Consider the following 17,951-nt stretch of genomic DNA (forward strand, 5'->3'; position numbering starts at 1 on the left):
ATGGCAACGCTCGAACTTCGCAATGTGAACAAGACCTACGGCAGCGGCCTGCCGGATACCCTCAAGGACATCCAGCTGTCGATCAAGGATGGCGAGTTCCTGATCCTGGTGGGCCCGTCGGGCTGCGGCAAGTCGACCTTGATGAACTGTATCGCCGGCCTGGAGCAGATCACCGGCGGCGCCATCCTCATCGACGAGCAGGACGTCAGTGGCATGAGCCCCAAGGACCGCGATATCGCCATGGTGTTCCAGTCCTATGCGCTGTACCCCACCATGAGCGTGCGCGAGAACATCGAATTCGGCCTGAAGATCCGCAAGCTGCCCCAGGCCGCCATCGATGAGGAAGTGGCGCGGGTGGCCAAGTTGCTGCAGATCGAACACTTGCTGGCGCGCAAGCCGGCGCAGCTGTCCGGCGGCCAGCAGCAGCGCGTGGCCATGGGCCGGGCACTGGCGCGGCGACCCAAGATCTACCTGTTCGATGAACCCCTGTCCAACCTCGATGCCAAGCTGCGGGTCGAAATGCGCACCGAAATGAAGTTGATGCACCAGCGCCTGAAGACCACCACGGTGTACGTCACCCATGACCAGATCGAGGCCATGACCCTGGGCGACAAGGTGGCGGTGATGAAGGACGGCATCATCCAGCAGTTCGGCACCCCGCAGCAGATCTACAACGACCCGGCCAACCAGTTCGTGGCCAGCTTTATCGGTTCGCCACCAATGAACTTCATTCCGGTGCGTCTGGCCAGGCAGGACGGCCGCTTGCTGGCGTTGCTCGACAGCGGCCAGGCGCGCTGCGAGCTGCCTTTGGGGCTGGCTGCTGACGCGCTGGAGGGGCGCGAGATCATCCTCGGCATCCGCCCTGAGCAGATTGCCCTGGGCGCTGCTGACGGCAATGGTTTGCCGGCTATCCGCGCCGAGGTGCAGGTCATAGAGCCCACCGGGCCGGACCTACTGGTGTTCGTCACGCTCAACCAGACCAAGGTGTGCTGCCGCCTGGCGCCAGATGTGGCGTGCCGGGTGGGTGACACCCTCAACCTGCAATTCGACCCGGCCCGGGTGCTGCTGTTCGACGCTACCAATGGCGAGCGCCTGCACCTGGCCAGCACTGGCGCAACCGCAAAGGACAACGTGGCTCACTTCAAAGGCCGTTGAATCGTCTACACCATCAATAAGAAAAAGAGGACGCAAAGGGATGGAACAGCGCAAACGCATCAAGACACTGGGATCGCTGGCCCTGCTTGCACTTGTAGGCAGCAGCGGTACACAGGCTGCCGAGGCTTTTTCCAGCGAATCCAAATGGATGACCGGCGACTGGGGCGGCACCCGGACCGAGCTGCTGGACAAGGGCTATGACTTCACCCTCGATTATGTGGGCGAGGTGGCTGGCAACCTGCATGGCGGCTACAACGACGACAAGACCGCACGCTACAGCGACCAGTTCGCCCTCGGCGCGCATCTGGACTTGCAGAAGATACTGGGCTGGCATGATGCCGAGTTCAAGCTGGCAATCACCGAGCGAAGCGGTCGCAACCTGTCCAACGACCGCATCAGCGACCCGCGCGCCGGGCAGTTCAGCTCGGTGCAGGAGGTGTGGGGCCGTGGCCAGACCTGGCGCCTGACCCAGATGTGGATCAAGCAAAAGTACTTTGACGGCGCGCTTGACGTGAAATTTGGCCGTTTTGGCGAGGGGGAGGACTTCAACAGCTTCCCTTGCGACTTCCAGAACCTGGCCTTCTGCGGCTCGCAGGTGGGCAACTGGGTGGGCGGTATCTGGTACAACTGGCCGGTCAGCCAGTGGGCGCTGCGGGTGAAGTACAACATCACCCCGGCGTTCTTCGTGCAGGTCGGGGCCTTCGAGCAGAACCCCTCCAACCTGGAAACCGGCAACGGCTTCAAGCTGAGCGGTAGCGGTACCAAGGGTGCGATCCTGCCGGTGGAAGCGGTGTGGTCGCCCAAGGTCAATGGTCTGCCGGGCGAGTACCGCCTGGGTTACTACTACAGCACGGCCAAGGCTGACGATGTGTACGACGACGTCAACGGCAACCCGCAGGCGCTGACCGGTGAGGCCTTCAAGTCGCATTCCAGCAAGCACGGATGGTGGGTGGTGGCGCAGCAGCAGGTCACTGCCCATGGCGGCGACGTCAACCGTGGCCTCAGCCTGTTCGCCAACTTCACCGTGCACGACAAGGCCACCAACGTGGTCGACAACTACCAGCAGGTGGGGCTGGTCTACAAAGGCGCTTTCGACGCTCGGCCCAAGGATGATATCGGCTTCGGCGTGGCGCGAATTCATGTGAATGACGACGTGAAGAAGCGCGCCGAACTGCTCAACGCACAGAGCGGCATCAACGATTACGACAACCCTGGTTTCGTACCGCTGCAGCGTACCGAATACAACGCAGAGCTCTACTACGGCTTCCACGTCACCAACTGGCTGACCGTGAGGCCCAACCTGCAGTACATCAAGAGCCCTGGCGGGGTGGACGAGGTGGATAACGCGCTGGTCGCTGGCTTGAAGATTCAGTCGTCATTCTGAGGCAACTTGTTGTAAATTTACGCCAATCCATTTTCGGTTCCCGGCACCCACTGGTCTGCAGTGGGTGTTGGGGATAGGCCGAGACAGCGCTATCTCAAACAACAAGAGCTCTGAACCATGCCCGAACATCCGCTCCATCGCTTCTTTTCCTCGCAGCGGCCCCGGCCGACATTCGAGTGGGAGCGTTATCAGCAGCGCGATGTCCTGATCATCGATCACCCCCGTTGCCAGGCGGTGTTCAGCCGCCAGGGCGCGCAGTTGTTGCACTTTCAACCAGCGGGTGAACGGCCGTGGCTGTGGTGCGCCGAACAGTGGCCGCAGGTTGGGGCGATCCGGGGTGGTGTGCCGGTGTGCTGGCCCTGGTATGGCCGTCATCCCAGCGAAGACCTGTGGCCGGCCCACGGTTGGGCGCGGCTGCTGGACTGGAAGCTGGTGGACAGCCGTGAGGACGAGGAGGGCGTGACCCTGAAATGGCGGCTGGACCTGTGCGACTGGCAGGTCGACCTGCACGCCCGGCTGGGTAGCCGCATGGAACTGAGCCTGAGCACCGAGCATCAGGACAGCGAACCCTGCCAGTTGAGCCATGCACTGCTGGCGTACTGGCGCATCAGTGACGTGTCCGAGATAGCGCTGTCTGGGTTGGAAGATATTGAGGGCTACGACCGCCTCAACCGCCAGGCTTGCCGTGAAGATGGCGCGCTGAAGCTCAAGGGCGGCTGCCAGAAGGTCTACCCCGGTACGCCACGGGTGCAATTGCAGGACCCGGCCTGGCAGCGCGAGCTGTGCATCGATACCGGTGACAGCGACGACACCGTGGTCTGGCACCCTGGCAATCGCCCGCTGATGGGGGTGACTGGCCGCGAGTCGCAGCGTTTTGTCTGCGTCGAGGCGACCAGCGGCAGTGGCGAAGGCCTGAGCCTGGCGCCTGGACAGCGTGCGCACCTGCGTTTGCAGGCGCACCGGCTCAGTTGAGTTCGTCGTCCTCGATCGGGTAGCGGCTGGCGTTGAGGCTTTCCTTGATCTTGCGCAGGTGGGGCTGGAAGTCCACGCCGCGGCGCAGGGTCATGCCGGTGGCCAGTACATCGAGCACGGTCAGCTGGATGATCCGCGAGGTCATCGGCATGTAGATGTCGGTATCTTCCGGCAGCGGGATGTGCAGGCTCAGGCTGCAGGCATTGGCCAGTGGCGAGCCCGCGGCGGTCAGGCCAAGCACCGAAGCGCCGTTTTCACGTGCCAGGCGCGCCACTTCGACCAGTTCGCGGGTGCGCCCGGTGTAGGAAATGATCACGAACAGATCGCCGGTGTGGGCGACCGAGGCCAGCATGCGTTGCATCAGCACATCGGCGTGGGCCGACACGGCCAGGTTGAAGCGGAAGAACTTGTGCTGCGCATCCAGGGCCACCGGGGCCGAGGCACCGAGGCCGAAGAAGTGGATCTGCCGGGCCTGGATCATCATGTCCACGGCGCGGCTGACCTGTTGCGGGTCCAGTTGCTGGCAGGCGCTGTCAAGCGAGGCGATGGCGCTGGCGAAGATCTTCTGGGTATAGGCGGCCGGGTCATCGTCGGCCTCCACTGCGCGGCTGACATACGCAGCCCCACTGGCCAGGCTCTGCGCCAGTTGCAGCTTCAGCTCGGGGTAGCCGCTGACGCCGAACGAGCGGCAGAAGCGGTTGACGGTCGGTTCGCTGACCTTGGCCGCCTGGGCCAGCGCAGCGATGCTGAAACGGGTGGCTTGTTGCGGGTTGAGCAGGATGACTTCGGCGACTTTGCGTTCGGCCTTGTTCAGCTCGTCGAGGCGGCCCTGGATCTGTTCCAGGAGGTTTCGCACGCGGTCCATGGGTGTGTCCTTGGGTCGGGAAGACAGCCGGCTGTGGGAGCAGCAGGCTTTTTGCACGGTCGTCTATCGTACTGTCGGTGCGGTTGGCGCACCACTTGTCTGTAACACTTGCGTGTAATGTTGTGGTTTTTACTACATTATCCCTTGAAAACCGTGTGTGAAAGCGGTATTCCTAGACCAACTTTAGGAAAGAACCAACATCATGGCTGCAATCAGTGTCGAACCTTGCACCTTTGCCCTGTTTGGCGCCCTCGGCGACCTGGCATTGCGCAAGCTGTTTCCTGCGCTCTACCAGCTCGACCGGGCCAACCTGTTGCACCCGGACACTCGCCTGCTGGCCCTCGCCCGTGAGGTCGGCAGTGCGCAGGAGCACCTGGACAGCATCGAAGCCCACCTGCGTCGGCACGTGCCCGAGGCAGATATCGAGCCTGCCGCGCTGGGTCGCTTCCTCGCCCGCCTGAATTACCAGCATCTGGACTTCCTTCAGCCCGAGGGCTATCAGGCCCTGGCCGAGCAACTGCCGGGCGAGCTGCCGCTGATCGCCTACTTCGCCACGGCGGCGGCGGTGTATGGGGCCATCTGCGAAAACCTCGACAAGGTCGGGCTGGCTGCGCGCACCCGGGTAGTGCTCGAGAAACCGATTGGCCACGACCTGGAGTCGTCGCGCCGGGTCAACGATGCCGTTGCGCGGTTTTTCCCTGAAAGCCGGGTTTACCGCATTGACCACTACCTGGGCAAAGAGACGGTGCAGAACCTGATTGCCCTGCGCTTCGCCAATAGCCTGTTCGAAACCCAGTGGAACCAGAACTCCATCTCCCATGTGGAGATTACCGTCGCGGAAAAGGTCGGTATCGAGGGCCGTTGGGGTTATTTCGACAAGGCCGGCCAACTGCGCGACATGATCCAGAACCACCTGCTGCAGTTGCTGTGCCTGATCGCCATGGACCCGCCCAGCGAACTGTCCGCCGATGCCATCCGCGACGAGAAGGTGAAAGTGCTTAAAGCCCTGGCACCGATCACTGGTGACGGTTTGAGCACCAGTGTGGTGCGCGGCCAGTACATTGCCGGCTACAGCGAAGGCAAGCCGGTACCTGGTTACCTGGAAGAAGACAACGCCAACGCCCAGAGCGACACCGAAACCTTCGTCGCCCTGCGCGCCGACATCCGTAACTGGCGCTGGTCGGGCGTGCCGTTCTACCTGCGAACCGGCAAGCGCATGCCGCAAAAACTGTCGCAGATCGTCATTCACTTCAAGGAAACGCCGCATTACATCTTCGCCCCGGAACAGCGTTTGCAGATCGGTAACAAGCTGATCATCCGCCTGCAACCGGACGAAGGCATTTCTTTACGGGTGATGACCAAGGAGCAGGGCCTGGACAAGGGCATGCAACTGCGCAGTGGCCCATTGCAGCTGAATTTTTCCGATGCCTGGCGCAGTGCACGAATTCCGGATGCCTACGAGCGGCTGTTGCTCGAAGTGATGCGCGGCAACCAGAACCTGTTCGTGCGCAAGGACGAAATCGAGTACGCCTGGAAGTGGTGCGACCAGTTGATCGCCGGCTGGCGTAATGCGGGCGATGCGCCCAAGCCATACGCGGCGGGCTCCTGGGGGCCGATGAGCTCGATTGCACTGATCACACGCGATGGGAGGGCGTGGTATGGGGATATCTGAATTGAAACTGCCAGCGGCCGTGAAGGCTCATGAACTGGCGGATGCCAAGGCACTGTCCGTGTCCTTGGCCCATGATGTGGCTGAGCGCCTGCGCGCCGCGATTGCCGCCAAGGGGCAGGCCTGTGTGGTGTTGTCTGGCGGCCGCAGCCCGGTGCCGTTCCTGGAGAAGCTGGCCAGCGAGCAGCTGGACTGGGCCAAGGTCATCGTCAGCCTGGCTGATGAGCGCTGGGTGCCAGTGGAGCACGCTGACAGCAATGCCGGCCTGCTGGCTCGCCACCTGTTGAAGGGCGCAGCGGCCAAGGCCCGCTTCGTTGGCCTGTACCAGCAGGCGGAGAACCTTGATGCAGCTGCGCTCAAAGCTGACCAGGCCTTGGCCGAGCTACCGCCGATCGACGTGCTGGTGCTGGGTATGGGCGATGATGGCCATACCGCCTCGCTGTTCCCCGCCAGTCCTAACCTGGAAGCAGGCCTGGACCCGGCCGGCCCACGCCGCTGCCTGCCATTGCTGGCGCCAAGCGTGCCGCACCAGCGCCTGTCGATGACCCGTTCGCTGCTGGCCAGCGCGGCCTTCATCGCGCTGTCTGTGCAAGGCCAGAGCAAACTCGCTACCCTGCGCGCCGCGCTGGCGGGCAATGACCTTACTGAAATGCCGATTCGCGCTTTTCTTCACGACCCCCTGGACATCTACTGGTGCCCATGAGCCAAGGATCCACAGTCATGACCACCCTTGAACGCCCACAGCCCAAGCTCTCGATGGCTGATAAAGCCGCGCGGATCGACGCCATTTGCAAAAAGGCGCGCATCCTGCCGGTAATCACCATTGCTCGTGAGGAAGACATCCTGCCGCTGGCTGACGCCCTGGCCGCTGGCGGCATCCGTACCCTGGAAGTGACCCTGCGCTCACAGCATGGCCTCAAGGCCATTCAGGTGCTGCGTGAGCAGCGCCCGGAGCTGTGTGTCGGCGCCGGTACCGTGCTCGATCGCAGCATGTTCGCGGCGGTTGAAGCTGCGGGCGCGCAGTTCGTCGTTACCCCAGGCATTACCCAGGACATTCTCGAGGCTGGCGTGGACAGCGAAATCCCGCTGTTGCCGGGCATCAGCACGCCGTCCGAAATCATGATGGGCTATGCCCTGGGCTACCGCCGGTTCAAGTTGTTCCCGGCGGAAATCAGCGGCGGCGTAGCGGCGATCAAGGCCTTTGGTGGCCCGTTCGGCGACATTCGTTTTTGTCCTACCGGTGGTGTAAACCCGGCCAACGTGCGCAACTACATGGCACTGCCAAACGTGATGTGCGTGGGGGGAACCTGGATGCTCGACAGCAGCTGGATCAAGAACGGTGACTGGGCGCGGATCGAAGCGTGCAGTGCCGAGGCGATGGCACTGCTGGACGCCAACTGAAAACTGTTGTGTGCTTTACGGCTTGTGGGGCGCTTGGTCGGCGCCCCTTTTTTTTGCCTGGGGTATATGCAGTGGTTGTGCTGGCCCTTTCGCGGGTAAACCCGCTCCTACGCACCGATCTGCGGTGGACATACACCGGGGGGTGGACACAGGCCGTTGTAGGAGCGGGTTAACCCGCGAATGGGCCGGGCCTGCTGGCCAATATCCCTGGCCGTTCACCGTTGCCGTGGCCTCCGTATTCGCGGGTAAACCCGCTCCTACACCTGATCGGTGGTGGACACACATTGGTGATTGGACACAGGCCGTTGTAGGAGCGGGTTTACCCGCGAAAGGGCCAGTGCAGGCCAACAAAAAAGCCCGCATCAAACGATGCGGGCTTTCTCATCCCTCATTCCAGGCTTCAGGCCGCCTTGGCTTCCTGCTGGCTCAGCGAGCGGTTCAGCGCGCTGAACAGGGCCTTGAAGCTGGCCGTGGTGATGTTCTCATCGATACCCACGCCATGCACCGGACGGCCACCGGCTACACGCAGTTCAATGTAGGCCGCGGCCTTGGCATTGGTGCCAGCGCCAATGGCGTGCTCGTTGTAGTCCATGATCTCCACGGCAATCGGCAGGCCGGCCACCAGTGCTTCCAGGGCGCCGTTGCCCTTGCCGCGCCAGTGCAGGGTGGTTTCGCCTTCACCGGCAACTTCCACTTCCACGGCGCTGTGGCCGTTTTCTTCCTGCAGGCGATGGCTGACCAGTGCGTATGGCGCGTTGGCCTGGAGGTATTCCTTGTGCAGCAGGCTGTAGATCTGCTGGGCGGTCATTTCCAGGCCCAGGCGGTCAGTCTCACCCTGCACCACCTGGCTGAATTCGATCTGCATGCGACGCGGCAGGCTGATGCCATATTCCTGCTCGAGCAGGTAGGTGATACCGCCTTTGCCCGACTGGCTGTTGACGCGGATTACCGCTTCGTAGCTGCGGCCGATGTCGGCCGGGTCGATCGGCAGGTAAGGCACCTCCCACAGTTCCCCATCCTGCTGCTTGGCGAAGCCCTTGCGGATGGCGTCCTGGTGCGAGCCGGAGAACGCGGTATGGACCAGGTCGCCCACATACGGGTGACGTGGGTGCACCGGCAACTGGTTGCACTCTTCGACCACCTTGCGCACACCGTCGATGTCGGAGAAGTCCAGCAACGGGTCGATGCCCTGGGTGTAGAGGTTCAGTGCCAAGGTCACCAGGTCGACGTTACCGGTACGCTCGCCGTTGCCGAACAGGCAGCCTTCGGCACGGTCGGCACCGGCCATGAGGCCCAGTTCGGTGGCAGCGATGCCGGTGCCGCGGTCGTTGTGGCAGTGCAGGCTGATGATCACGCTGTCGCGGCGGCTGACGTTGCGGCAGAACCACTCGATCTGGTCGGCGTAGATATTTGGCGTGGACACTTCCACGGTGGCCGGCAGGTTGAGGATGATCTTGTGTTCAGGGGTAGGGTTCCACACCTCGATGACCGCGTCGCAGACTTCCTTGGCGAACTCCATTTCAGTGGCGCTGAAGGTTTCTGGCGAGTACTGGAAGGTCCACTGGGTTTCCGGCTGCTGGGCGGCGTACTTGACGAACAGCTTGGCCGCGTTCACCGCGATGTCCTTCACGCCTTGCTTGTCCTGATTGAAGACGATGCGGCGGAACGACGGGCTGGTGGCGTTGTACAGGTGGACGATGGCCTTCTTCGCACCGCGCAGCGATTCGAAGGTGCGGGCAATCAGGTCTTCACGTGCCTGGGTGAGCACCTGGATGGTGGTGTCATCCGGGATGTGGCCGTCCTGGATCAGGGTGCGCACGAAGTCGAAATCGGTTTGCGAGGCAGACGGGAACGAGGCTTCGATCTCCTTCACGCCAACCTGTACCAAGGTCTTCCAGAAGCGCAGTTTCTTCTCCGAGTCCATCGGCTCTATCAGCGACTGGTTGCCGTCACGCAGGTCGGAACTGCACCAGATAGGTGCCTGGGTGATGGTCTTCGACGGCCAGGTACGGTCAGGCAGGTCGATGGTCGGGAAAGCGCGGTATTTCTTCGAAGGGTCTTTGAGCATGGTCATGGAAGCAATCCTTTTGTGTGCGGCCGAGATCGGGCCTGCCGAGCGATAACGATATGAAGAGGCGAGGCGACGCGATTCAGCCTGGTAGTCGGGCGCTGACCAGGCAGAGGCTGCGATGTTGTCGGAGCAGGATGAGGGTGCTGAAGGTTTTCATGCCTTCAAACTTAACCAGTGGGGTGGGGGATGGCAAGCGTTCGGGGAAAATTGAGAGAAATGCTTAAAAAAAGCCATTAGGCGAGATTTTATGGCTTGATTGGGCTGAGTGCTTCGTTGCTTTTGCGCGGTATTTTTCGATGGCGCAACACAATGGAAGAAATGCCAGCGGTGCTGGCCCATTCGTGGGTAACCCCGCGCCTACAGGTACGCCGCCCCTTGTAGGAGCGGGTTTACCCGCGAATGGGCCGGCCCAGGCAGCGCACCGTTCAGGGCTGGAACGCCCCAATGAAAATCGCCGGGTCCACCCGCGCATCGTTCAGGCTGACGTTCCAGTGCATGTGCGGCCCGGTAGCACGCCCGGTCGAGCCCACGCGCCCGACCACCTCGCCACGACGCAGTTGCTGGCCCACCTGCACATCGATTTTCGACATGTGGCAGAACATGCTGATAAAGCCCTGCCCATGGTCGACGAACACCGTGCGGCCGTTGAAGAAATAGTCCCCCACCAGAATCACTTTGCCATTGGCGGGTGTCTTGATCGGCGTGCCTGCCGGCACCGCAAAATCCAGCCCCGCATGCGGGTTGCGTTCTTGGCCGTTGAAGAAGCGGCGCACGCCGAACTTGCTCGACAGCGGGCCGTTGACCGGCTTGTCGAGAACCAGGTTGCTCGGCAGGTTAGGGCTGAAGCTGCGGTAGGCCTTGATCTGCTCGGCCAGTTCGCGGTCGATGCGCTTGAGGTCGGCCGGGTTCGGGTTGACCTGGCGCGTGTTCTTCAGGGTGATGCGCTGCTCAGGGTACTTCTTGCTGCCTACGCTGAAAGGCAGGGTGCGCCCGCCCTGGTTCAGCACTGCGGTACCGGGCTTCTGGGTCAGCGGGATGCCGACGATGGCCAGCCAGTTGTCCTGCTCCTTCACCACCAGCACCGGTTTGCCGTCGAAACGGGCGCTGGGTGCGTTGGCGGCGGGGCCCAGGTCGACGACTGCCACACCGCCGGGTACCGGTTTGTTCAGTGTGCGGGTGATGTAGCTGGCCTGGGCGCCGCCGGCCAGCAGCAGCAGGGAAAGGGCAAGCAGATGCGCGAGCACGCGGGGCATGTGTCAGTCCAGTAGTGAGAGGGTGACCGGGGTCAGGTGGTTGTCTTCGACCCGCACCAGCAGCTCGCCTTCGTTCAGGCGGGCGGTCAGGCGTTGGCCGTTGCGGGTCTGTTCCGCGCTGCGAATGGCCTGGCCTTGTTCATCCAGCAAAATGCTGTATCCGCGGGCCAGGGTGGCCAGCGGACTGACCACCTGCAGTGTCTGCAACTGGGCCTGGAACCGCTGGCGACGGTCCTTGAGCACCTCACGCATGGCCCGTGGCAGGCGCTCGGCCAGGCTGTCCAGGCGCTGGTTCAGCAGTTTCAGGTTACGCCCCGGATGCTGCGCGGCCAGGCGGGCGTCCAGGCGTGCCAGGCGTTCGCGGCGCTGGTTGAGGTTAAGCATGAACGCGCGACGCAGGCGCATGTCCAGGTCGTCCAGGCGTTGAGCCTGCTGGCGCAAACGCTCGCCTGGATGACGCAGGCGGCGGGTGAGTGACTCCAGGCGCAGGCGGTCGTGGGTCAGGCGGTTCTGCATGCGCAGCAGCAGGCGCCGTTGCAGGCCATCCAGGCGTTGCCGAAGGCCGCTGTTGTCAGGGGCCAGCAGCTCGGCGGCAGCCGACGGGGTGGGCGCGCGCACGTCAGCCACGAAGTCGCTGATCGACACGTCGGTTTCATGGCCCACGGCGCTGACAATTGGCGTGACGCAGGCGGCCACGGCACGCGCCACGGCTTCCTCGTTGAAACACCACAGGTCTTCCAGCGAACCACCACCACGCGCCAGAATCAGCGCATCGAAGCCGAGGCTGTCGGCCAGGCGGATGGCGCGTACGATCTGCGCGATGGCTTCGCGGCCCTGTACCGCCGTAGGGATCAGGTTCAGCTCCACCTGCGGGGCACGGCGGCCGAACACACTGATGATGTCGCGGATCACCGCGCCAGTGGGCGAGGTGATGATGCCGATGCGCTGCGGGTGAGCCGGCAGTGGCTTCTTTCGTTCGGTGCTGAACAGTCCCTCGGCACCGAGCTTTTCCTTCAGGGCCTCGAAAGCCAGGCGCAGCGCGCCATCACCGGCGGGCTCGACGGTGTCGAGAATCAGCTGGTAGTCGCCACGTCCCTCGAACAGCGAAACCTTGCCGCGCACCCGCACCGCCAGGCCATCGCGCAGCGCCTGGCGTACCCGCGTGGCGTTCTGCCGGAACAACGCACAACGCACCTGGGCGCCGCTGTCCTTGAGGGTGAAGTACATGTGGCCGGACGCCGGGCGGGCGAGGTTGGAGATTTCGCCTTCCACCCACACGCTGCGGAAAACGTCTTCCAGCAGCACGCGGGCGCGGCCGTTGAGTTGGCTGACGGTAAGGACCTCGCGGTCCAGCCCGAGTCGTTCGAAAGGGTCTTTGATCATGGCTGGCATCATAAATGACATCGGCCCCGGTTGTCTGTCTTGCCCCTACTGTCAGCCTTGACCCAATCCTTGTGGGAGCGGCCTTGCGTCGCGAAAGGGCCGCAACGCGGCCCCGGCACTTCATGCGGCGAAGCTGAAAACCTGGGGCCGCATCGCAGCCCTTTCGCGACGCAAGGCCGCTCCCACAAGACCGCAACCGGTGCCTTCAGCCCTGCATCGTCGCCACGAACTGCCGCACCAGTTGCCCCGCATCACGGCGACAGGCCAGTGCCACTGTGCTCTGGCAATCACCCTCCAGCGCTACGAAGCTGACTGAAGCCGGGGCAATCTCGCACATGCACCGCGGCAACAACGCCACCCCAAACCCCGCCTGTATCAGCTGCAACTGCGTAGTCTTGCGCGACAGTACCTGCGCCGCCTGCGGGAAGAACCCTGCCTCCATGCACAATGAGGCAGACAAGTAGCTCAAACCACCACGATCCCGGTGCGGGATGGAAATGAAGCGCTCTTCCTTCAATTGCTCCAGTTGCACGTGCTGAGTACCCGCCAAGGGGTGTCCAGCGGCGACCGCCAGCAACAAGGGTTCGTCGAACAACTCGTGCAGCACCACGCCTTCATGCTGGCGCAGCACCGGCAAGCGCAACAGGCCGATATCCAGCCGTCCGGCAGCAATGTCTTCCAGCTGTGCCTCCGATGACTGCTGCGCAATCTCCAGCGAAACCCCTGGGTTGTGCTTCAGGTAGTTCCCCAGGCGAGCCAGAAGCCCGCCGGTCAGCGGCACGGTGCTGGAATGGTTCAGGCGCAAGCTGCCTTGCAACCCTTGGCCAATGTCACGGGTAACCCGCTCGGCCTGTGCCAGGTCGGCCAGCAAGCGTCGCGCCCGTTCAAGAAAGGCGTGACCCGCCAGCGTCAGGCGAGGCAGGCGCGCCGTGCGTTCGAACAGCGGCGTGCCCAGTTGCTGCTCCAGCTCCTTGATCTGCCGGCTAAGGGCCGACTGGGCGACGTACAGGCGCTCGGCTGCACTGCTGAAACTGCCGCACTCGGCGATCTCCACGAAGTAACGCAACTGTCGGATTGACGTCATGTCATGCCTTTTCGAGATGGCTTTTGGGATAAAGGCATATTAGTCGGCATGGCTCATGGCTGGCTAACCTTTGCCTGTCTTCCCAGGAACTGCTGCCATGCTTGCCCAACTGTCGTTTTCCGGCCTTGACTGGCTGCCGATCCTGTTCGCCATCGCTGCGGCCTACATCGTCTTCGGCATCGCCGGCTTCGGTACTGCACTCGTGGCGGGGCCGGTGCTGATTCACTTCATGCCGTTGTCACGCATCATCCCGTTGCTGGTGCTGCTGGATTTCGTGGCCGCGTTCGGCAACCTGCTGCCGTCGCGCCGGGATGTGGTACGCAGTGAATTGCTGCGGCTGCTGCCCTTCATGGCCTTGGGTTGTACGTTGGGCGTGGTGTTCCTGCTGCAACTGAAGTCCGACCTGTTGCTGCTGTTGATGGGGGTATTCGTGACTGCCTATGCACTTTACGGGCTGGCAGTGAAAGTGAGGCCAGCCAGCCTGTCCGGCTTCTGGGCGGTGCCGATGGGCACGGCAGGCGGGTTGTTCGGGGCTTTGTTCGGCAGCGGCGGGTTTCTTTATGCCCTTTACCTGAGCGCACGGCTGGAGGTGAAGGAACAGGTACGCGCCACCCAGAGCGCGCTGATCAGCTGCAGTACGATAGTGCGTCTGTCGCTGTTCCTGATCGCCGGTGTCTATGCCGACCAAAGCCTGCTGCTGCTCGCCGCCTGCCTGCTGCCTGTCATGTTCATTGGCCTGTGGGTAGGGCGTCGGTTGACCCACCGGTTATCCCGTGAAGCGTTCGTACGGCTGGTGACCTGGCTGGTGCTGGCCAGTGGGCTGGCGTTGATTGGTCGCTACCTGAGCGCCTGAGCGGTAGAATTGCGTCATTACCGGCGTTTCTCAGGCTTGTCCCGTTCATGAACACCCAGAGCATCATCGTTCCAAAGCTGTCTACCGTCCCGGTGCATGAAGCCCGTGCCCGCGCCATCCTGCGCTGGCTGGTGCGCGAAAAGGTCGTCGAGGAGCAGCTGACCACCTGTGGCCGCACCGGTAACCGCATGGGCCATGCCCTGGCGGCAGGGGCGCGCAAAGTGGCCCTGCACCCGGAAAAACTGCCCTTCGGCGAACCGGTCAACGGCCTGGAAGTGATGCTCAAGCGCTGCATTTATACCCCCACCGAAGGCTTCCTCGAAGAAGCCGGTTGCCCGGAGTGCCGGCGCGAGGTAGGCGAGCCGTTGTTCGAAAGCCTGGAAGAGTGGATGCCGGCAGTGAGCGACAACTTTACCTGCCCACTGTGCGGCTTCGAAGATGACATCAATGGCTTCATTTACCTGCAGCCATGTGCCTTTTCCAACCTGGGGTTCATCTTCAACAACTGGGGCGAGGCCGGGTTCACCCAGGCCTTTCTCGACAGCTTCGCCGACTGGCTCGACCAGCCGGTGGCCGTGGTGCAGGTAAAACTGCCACAAGCCTGACCGAAGGCCCTTATTTTGCATTGAGCGGCGCGCCATGCATGAGTATAATGGCGCGCTTCCATTTTTCCCGCCCGGGAGCCCCCGCGATGCTGCGTATCAGCCAAGAAGCCCTGACCTTCGACGATATCCTCCTTGTACCTGGCTATTCCGAGGTACTGCCCAATGAAGTCAGTCTCAAGACCCGTTTGACCCGTGGCATCGAGCTGAACATTCCGCTGGTTTCCGCTGCCATGGATACCGTGACCGAAGCGCGTCTGGCCATTGCCATGGCTCAGGAAGGCGGTATCGGCATCATCCACAAGAACATGACCATCGAACAACAGGCCGGCGAAGTGCGCAAGGTCAAGAAGTTCGAGGCTGGGGTGGTCAAGGACCCGATCACCATCGACGCCGATGCCACTGTGCGCGACCTGTTCGAGCTGACCCGCCTGAACAACATCTCCGGCGTGCCGGTACTGGCGAACGGCGACCTGGTTGGCATCGTCACCTCCCGTGACGTGCGCTTCGAAAATCGCCTGGACGCCAAGGTTCGCGACGTGATGACGCCGAAAGAGCGCCTGGTCACCGTCCGCGAAGGCGCCGATAAAAACGAAGTTCGCGAGCTGCTGCACAAGCATCGCCTGGAAAAAGTCCTGATCGTTGACGACAAGTTCAACCTCAAGGGCATGATGACCGTCAAGGACATCGAAAAAGCCAAGGCTTACCCACTGGCCAGCAAGGACGACCAAGGTCGCCTGCGCGTCGGCGCCGCCGTCGGCACCGGCAAGGACACCGGCGAGCGCGTTGCTGCGCTGGTGGCAGCTGGCGTTGATGTCGTCGTCGTCGACACTGCCCACGGCCACTCCAAGGGTGTGATCGACCGCGTACGCTGGGTGAAAGAAACCTACCCGCAAGTGCAGGTGATCGGCGGCAACATCGCCACCGGCGCTGCCGCCAAGGCCCTGGCCGAAGCGGGTGCCGATGCGGTCAAGGTCGGTATCGGCCCTGGCTCTATCTGCACCACCCGTATCGTTGCCGGTGTCGGCGTGCCGCAAATCAGCGCCATCGCCAACGTTGCCGCAGCACTGGAAGGCACTGGCGTGCCACTGATCGCTGACGGCGGTATCCGCTTCTCCGGTGACCTGTCCAAGGCCATCGTTGCCGGTGCGTCCTGCGTGATGATGGGTTCGATGTTCGCCGGTACCGAAGAGGCCCCGGGTGAGGTCGAGCTGTTCCAGGGCCGTTCCTACAAGGCCTACCGCGGCATGGGCTCGCTGGGTGCCATGGCACAGGCGCAAGGCTCGTCCGACCGTTACTTCCAGGACTCCTCGGCCGGCGCCGAGAAGCTGGTACCGGAAGGCATCGAAGGCCGCGTTCCTTACAAAGGCGCCCTGGCCGCGATCATCCACCAGCTGATGGGCGGCCTGCGTTCGTCCATGGGCTATACCGGCAGCGCAACCATCGAAGAAATGCGCACCAAGCCGGAGTTCGTGCGCATCACCGGTGCCGGCATGGCCGAATCCCACGTGCACGACGTGCAAATCACCAAAGAAGCCCCTAACTACCGCGTAGGCTGAGGCTTCCAGCTACAACATAAAGCGGGGCTGTCATGACAGCCCCGCGTCGTTTCCGATTTCCACTGACGAGATTGAGTCATGGCCCTCGACATTCACGCTCACCGCATCCTGATCCTCGATTTCGGTTCCCAGTACACCCAGCTGATCGCCCGCCGCGTGCGCGAAATCGGCGTGTACTGCGAACTGCACCCGTTCGACATGGACGATGAAGCGATCCGCGAATTCAACCCGCGCGGCATCATCCTTGCCGGCGGCCCCGAGTCGGTCCACGAAGCCAACAGCCCGCGCGCTCCGCAAGCCGTGTTTGACCTGAATGTGCCTGTGCTGGGTATTTGCTACGGCATGCAGACCATGGCCGAGCAGATGGGCGGCAAGGTAGAAGGTTCCGACCTGCGTGAGTTCGGTTATGCCCGCGTGGACGTTGTCGGCAAGAGCCGCCTGCTCGACGGCATCGAAGACCACGTTGACGACGACGGCGTGCTGGGCCTGGACGTGTGGATGAGCCACGGTGACAAGGTCACCCAGATGCCTGGCAACTTCAACATTCTGGCCAGCACCCCAAGCTGCCCGATCGCTGGCATGTACGACGACGTCCGCGGCTACTACGGCGTGCAGTTCCACCCTGAAGTGACCCACACCAAGCAAGGGGGTCGCATCCTGTCCCGCTTCGTGCAGGACATCTGCGGCTGTGAAGCCCTGTGGACGGCGTCCAACATCGTCGAAGACGCCATCGCCCAGGTGCGTGCGCAAGTCGGTTCGGCCAACGTCCTGCTGGGCCTGTCCGGCGGCGTTGACAGCTCGGTGGTTGCCGCGCTGCTGCACCGCGCCATCGGCGACCAGTTGACCTGCGTATTCGTCGACAACGGCCTGCTGCGCCTGCACGAAGGTGACCAGGTGATGGCCATGTTCAAAGAGAACATGGGCGTCAAGGTGATCCGCGCCGACGCTGAAAAGCAGTTCCTCGACAACCTGGCCGGCGAAGCCGACCCTGAGAAGAAGCGCAAGATCATCGGCCGCACCTTCATCGACGTGTTCGATGCCGAAGCCAGCAAGCTGGAGAACATCCAGTTCCTCGCCCAGGGCACCATCTACCCGGACGTGATCGAGTCGGCTGGCGCCAAGAGCGGCAAGGCTCACGTGATCAAGTCGCACCACAACGTTGGTGGCCTGCCGGAGGAGATGAACCTCAAGCTGGTCGAGCCGCTGCGTGAGCTGTTCAAGGACGAAGTGCGCAAGATCGGCCTGGAGCTGGGCCTGCCGTACGACATGGTCTACCGCCACCCGTTCCCGGGCCCGGGCCTGGGCGTGCGTATCCTTGGTGAAGTGAAGAAGGAATACGCCGACATCCTGCGTCGCGCCGACCACATCTTCATCGAAGAGCTGCGCAAGGCCGACTGGTACCACAAGACCAGCCAGGCATTCGTGGTGTTCCAGCCGGTCAAGTCGGTCGGCGTCGTCGGCGACGGCCGTCGCTACGCCTGGGTTGTGGCCCTGCGTGCCGTCGAGACCGTGGACTTCATGACCGCGCGTTGGGCACACCTGCCGTACGAGCTGCTGGAAACCGTCAGCGGTCGTATCATCAACGAAATCGACGGTATCTCGCGCGTTACCTACGACGTGTCGAGCAAGCCGCCTGCCACTATCGAGTGGGAATAAGCTGAACCCCAAGGGCGCCGCAAGGCGCCCTTGTCGTATCTGCG

General features: G+C 62.7%; 15 protein-coding genes. 10 read left to right on the plus strand and 5 right to left on the minus strand.

The genetic code is table 11. From position 1 onward, the window contains the following. The 3 genes from LMH93_RS05435 to LMH93_RS05445 all read left to right on the plus strand — a co-directional run bounded on the left by LMH93_RS05435 (position 1) and on the right by LMH93_RS05445 (position 3,511). A complete protein-coding gene (locus LMH93_RS05435) occupies positions 1-1,155 on the plus strand; it encodes an ABC transporter ATP-binding protein (RefSeq protein ID WP_230064897.1) in 1,155 nt (384 codons plus the stop codon). Positions 1,156-1,195: 40 nt separating this feature from the next. Continuing rightward, a complete protein-coding gene (locus LMH93_RS05440; RefSeq protein ID WP_004575641.1) occupies positions 1,196-2,539 on the plus strand; it encodes a carbohydrate porin in 1,344 nt (447 codons plus the stop codon). Positions 2,540-2,656: 117 nt separating this feature from the next. Further along, the gene (locus LMH93_RS05445) at positions 2,657-3,511 is read left to right on the plus strand and encodes a D-hexose-6-phosphate mutarotase (protein WP_003255044.1); all 855 of its coding nucleotides are present in this window, start codon (positions 2,657-2,659) and stop codon (positions 3,509-3,511) included. Here LMH93_RS05445 and hexR read toward each other — a convergent pair. After that, complete coding sequence (gene hexR, locus LMH93_RS05450) at positions 3,504-4,367, minus strand: DNA-binding transcriptional regulator HexR (protein ID WP_169774905.1); 864 nt, start codon at positions 4,365-4,367, stop codon at positions 3,504-3,506. The two genes, LMH93_RS05445 and hexR, sit on opposite strands and share 8 nt — an antisense overlap. Positions 4,368-4,578: 211 nt before the next feature. Between hexR and zwf the strand changes: the two genes are divergently transcribed. Genes zwf through LMH93_RS05465 form a run of 3 tightly spaced genes read left to right on the plus strand, consistent with a single transcriptional unit; the run spans position 4,579 to position 7,446 of the window. Further along, positions 4,579-6,048, plus strand: coding sequence for a glucose-6-phosphate dehydrogenase (zwf, locus tag LMH93_RS05455; RefSeq protein ID WP_010952201.1), 1,470 nt, complete (start codon positions 4,579-4,581; stop codon positions 6,046-6,048). Further along, positions 6,035-6,748 (plus strand): 6-phosphogluconolactonase, encoded by a 714-nt coding sequence (gene pgl / locus LMH93_RS05460; RefSeq protein WP_019750580.1) that lies wholly within the window; start codon positions 6,035-6,037, stop codon positions 6,746-6,748. Before zwf ends, pgl begins: the two co-directional genes overlap by 14 nt. A gap of 17 nt (positions 6,749-6,765) precedes the next feature. Next, positions 6,766-7,446 carry a bifunctional 4-hydroxy-2-oxoglutarate aldolase/2-dehydro-3-deoxy-phosphogluconate aldolase gene (locus LMH93_RS05465; RefSeq protein WP_003255037.1) on the plus strand — a complete coding sequence of 227 codons (681 nt, stop codon included), beginning with the start codon at positions 6,766-6,768 and terminating at the stop codon, positions 7,444-7,446. Positions 7,447-7,846: 400 nt separating this feature from the next. Here the strand turns inward: LMH93_RS05465 and leuA are convergent, their stop codons facing one another. The 4 genes from leuA to LMH93_RS05485 form a co-directional block, all read right to left on the minus strand. Next, on the minus strand, positions 7,847-9,520 hold the full coding sequence (gene leuA / locus LMH93_RS05470) for a 2-isopropylmalate synthase (RefSeq protein ID WP_003255035.1): 1,674 nt from the start codon (positions 9,518-9,520) through the stop codon (positions 7,847-7,849). 422 nt (positions 9,521-9,942) lie between these two features. After that, complete coding sequence (locus LMH93_RS05475; RefSeq protein WP_230064898.1) at positions 9,943-10,770, minus strand: M23 family metallopeptidase; 828 nt, start codon at positions 10,768-10,770, stop codon at positions 9,943-9,945. Between the two features lie 3 nt (positions 10,771-10,773). Further along, positions 10,774-12,153 carry an exodeoxyribonuclease VII large subunit gene (gene xseA / locus LMH93_RS05480; RefSeq protein WP_004575640.1) on the minus strand — a complete coding sequence of 460 codons (1,380 nt, stop codon included), beginning with the start codon at positions 12,151-12,153 and terminating at the stop codon, positions 10,774-10,776. Positions 12,154-12,358: 205 nt separating this feature from the next. Continuing rightward, positions 12,359-13,237, minus strand: a complete 879-nt coding sequence (locus LMH93_RS05485) for a LysR family transcriptional regulator (RefSeq protein ID WP_230064899.1) — start codon at positions 13,235-13,237, stop codon at positions 12,359-12,361. 97 nt (positions 13,238-13,334) lie between these two features. On the opposite strand from LMH93_RS05485, the gene LMH93_RS05490 reads away from it, so the two are divergent. From LMH93_RS05490 to guaA, 4 genes are all read left to right on the plus strand, one after another. Further along, a complete protein-coding gene (locus LMH93_RS05490; RefSeq protein ID WP_003255029.1) occupies positions 13,335-14,090 on the plus strand; it encodes a sulfite exporter TauE/SafE family protein in 756 nt (251 codons plus the stop codon). 47 nt (positions 14,091-14,137) lie between these two features. Next, positions 14,138-14,695 (plus strand): hypothetical protein, encoded by a 558-nt coding sequence (locus LMH93_RS05495; RefSeq protein WP_003255027.1) that lies wholly within the window; start codon positions 14,138-14,140, stop codon positions 14,693-14,695. 86 nt (positions 14,696-14,781) lie between these two features. Continuing rightward, a complete protein-coding gene (gene guaB / locus LMH93_RS05500) occupies positions 14,782-16,251 on the plus strand; it encodes an IMP dehydrogenase (protein WP_003255025.1) in 1,470 nt (489 codons plus the stop codon). 78 nt (positions 16,252-16,329) lie between these two features. Next, a complete protein-coding gene (gene guaA / locus LMH93_RS05505) occupies positions 16,330-17,907 on the plus strand; it encodes a glutamine-hydrolyzing GMP synthase (RefSeq protein ID WP_003255024.1) in 1,578 nt (525 codons plus the stop codon). Positions 17,908-17,951 lie beyond the last annotated feature (44 nt).

It is taken from the genome of Pseudomonas sp. CIP-10 (assembly GCF_020911845.1).
Taxonomy (GTDB): Bacteria; Pseudomonadota; Gammaproteobacteria; order Pseudomonadales; family Pseudomonadaceae; genus Aquipseudomonas; species Aquipseudomonas alloputida.

Coding starts and splice junctions, on each gene's coding strand:
- LMH93_RS05465 (WP_003255037.1), top strand. CDS start 6,766: ATGACCACCCTTGAACGCCCACAGCCCAAGCTCTCGATGGCTGATAAA.
- LMH93_RS05445 (WP_003255044.1), top strand. CDS start 2,657: ATGCCCGAACATCCGCTCCATCGCTTCTTTTCCTCGCAGCGGCCCCGG.
- LMH93_RS05440 (WP_004575641.1), top strand. CDS start 1,196: ATGGAACAGCGCAAACGCATCAAGACACTGGGATCGCTGGCCCTGCTT.
- LMH93_RS05475 (WP_230064898.1), bottom strand. CDS start 10,770: ATGCCCCGCGTGCTCGCGCATCTGCTTGCCCTTTCCCTGCTGCTGCTG.
- xseA (WP_004575640.1), bottom strand. CDS start 12,153: ATGATCAAAGACCCTTTCGAACGACTCGGGCTGGACCGCGAGGTCCTT.
- pgl (WP_019750580.1), top strand. CDS start 6,035: ATGGGGATATCTGAATTGAAACTGCCAGCGGCCGTGAAGGCTCATGAA.
- guaB (WP_003255025.1), top strand. CDS start 14,782: ATGCTGCGTATCAGCCAAGAAGCCCTGACCTTCGACGATATCCTCCTT.
- LMH93_RS05490 (WP_003255029.1), top strand. CDS start 13,335: ATGCTTGCCCAACTGTCGTTTTCCGGCCTTGACTGGCTGCCGATCCTG.
- LMH93_RS05495 (WP_003255027.1), top strand. CDS start 14,138: ATGAACACCCAGAGCATCATCGTTCCAAAGCTGTCTACCGTCCCGGTG.
- LMH93_RS05485 (WP_230064899.1), bottom strand. CDS start 13,237: ATGACGTCAATCCGACAGTTGCGTTACTTCGTGGAGATCGCCGAGTGC.
- zwf (WP_010952201.1), top strand. CDS start 4,579: ATGGCTGCAATCAGTGTCGAACCTTGCACCTTTGCCCTGTTTGGCGCC.
- leuA (WP_003255035.1), bottom strand. CDS start 9,520: ATGACCATGCTCAAAGACCCTTCGAAGAAATACCGCGCTTTCCCGACC.
- guaA (WP_003255024.1), top strand. CDS start 16,330: ATGGCCCTCGACATTCACGCTCACCGCATCCTGATCCTCGATTTCGGT.
- LMH93_RS05435 (WP_230064897.1), top strand. CDS start 1: ATGGCAACGCTCGAACTTCGCAATGTGAACAAGACCTACGGCAGCGGC.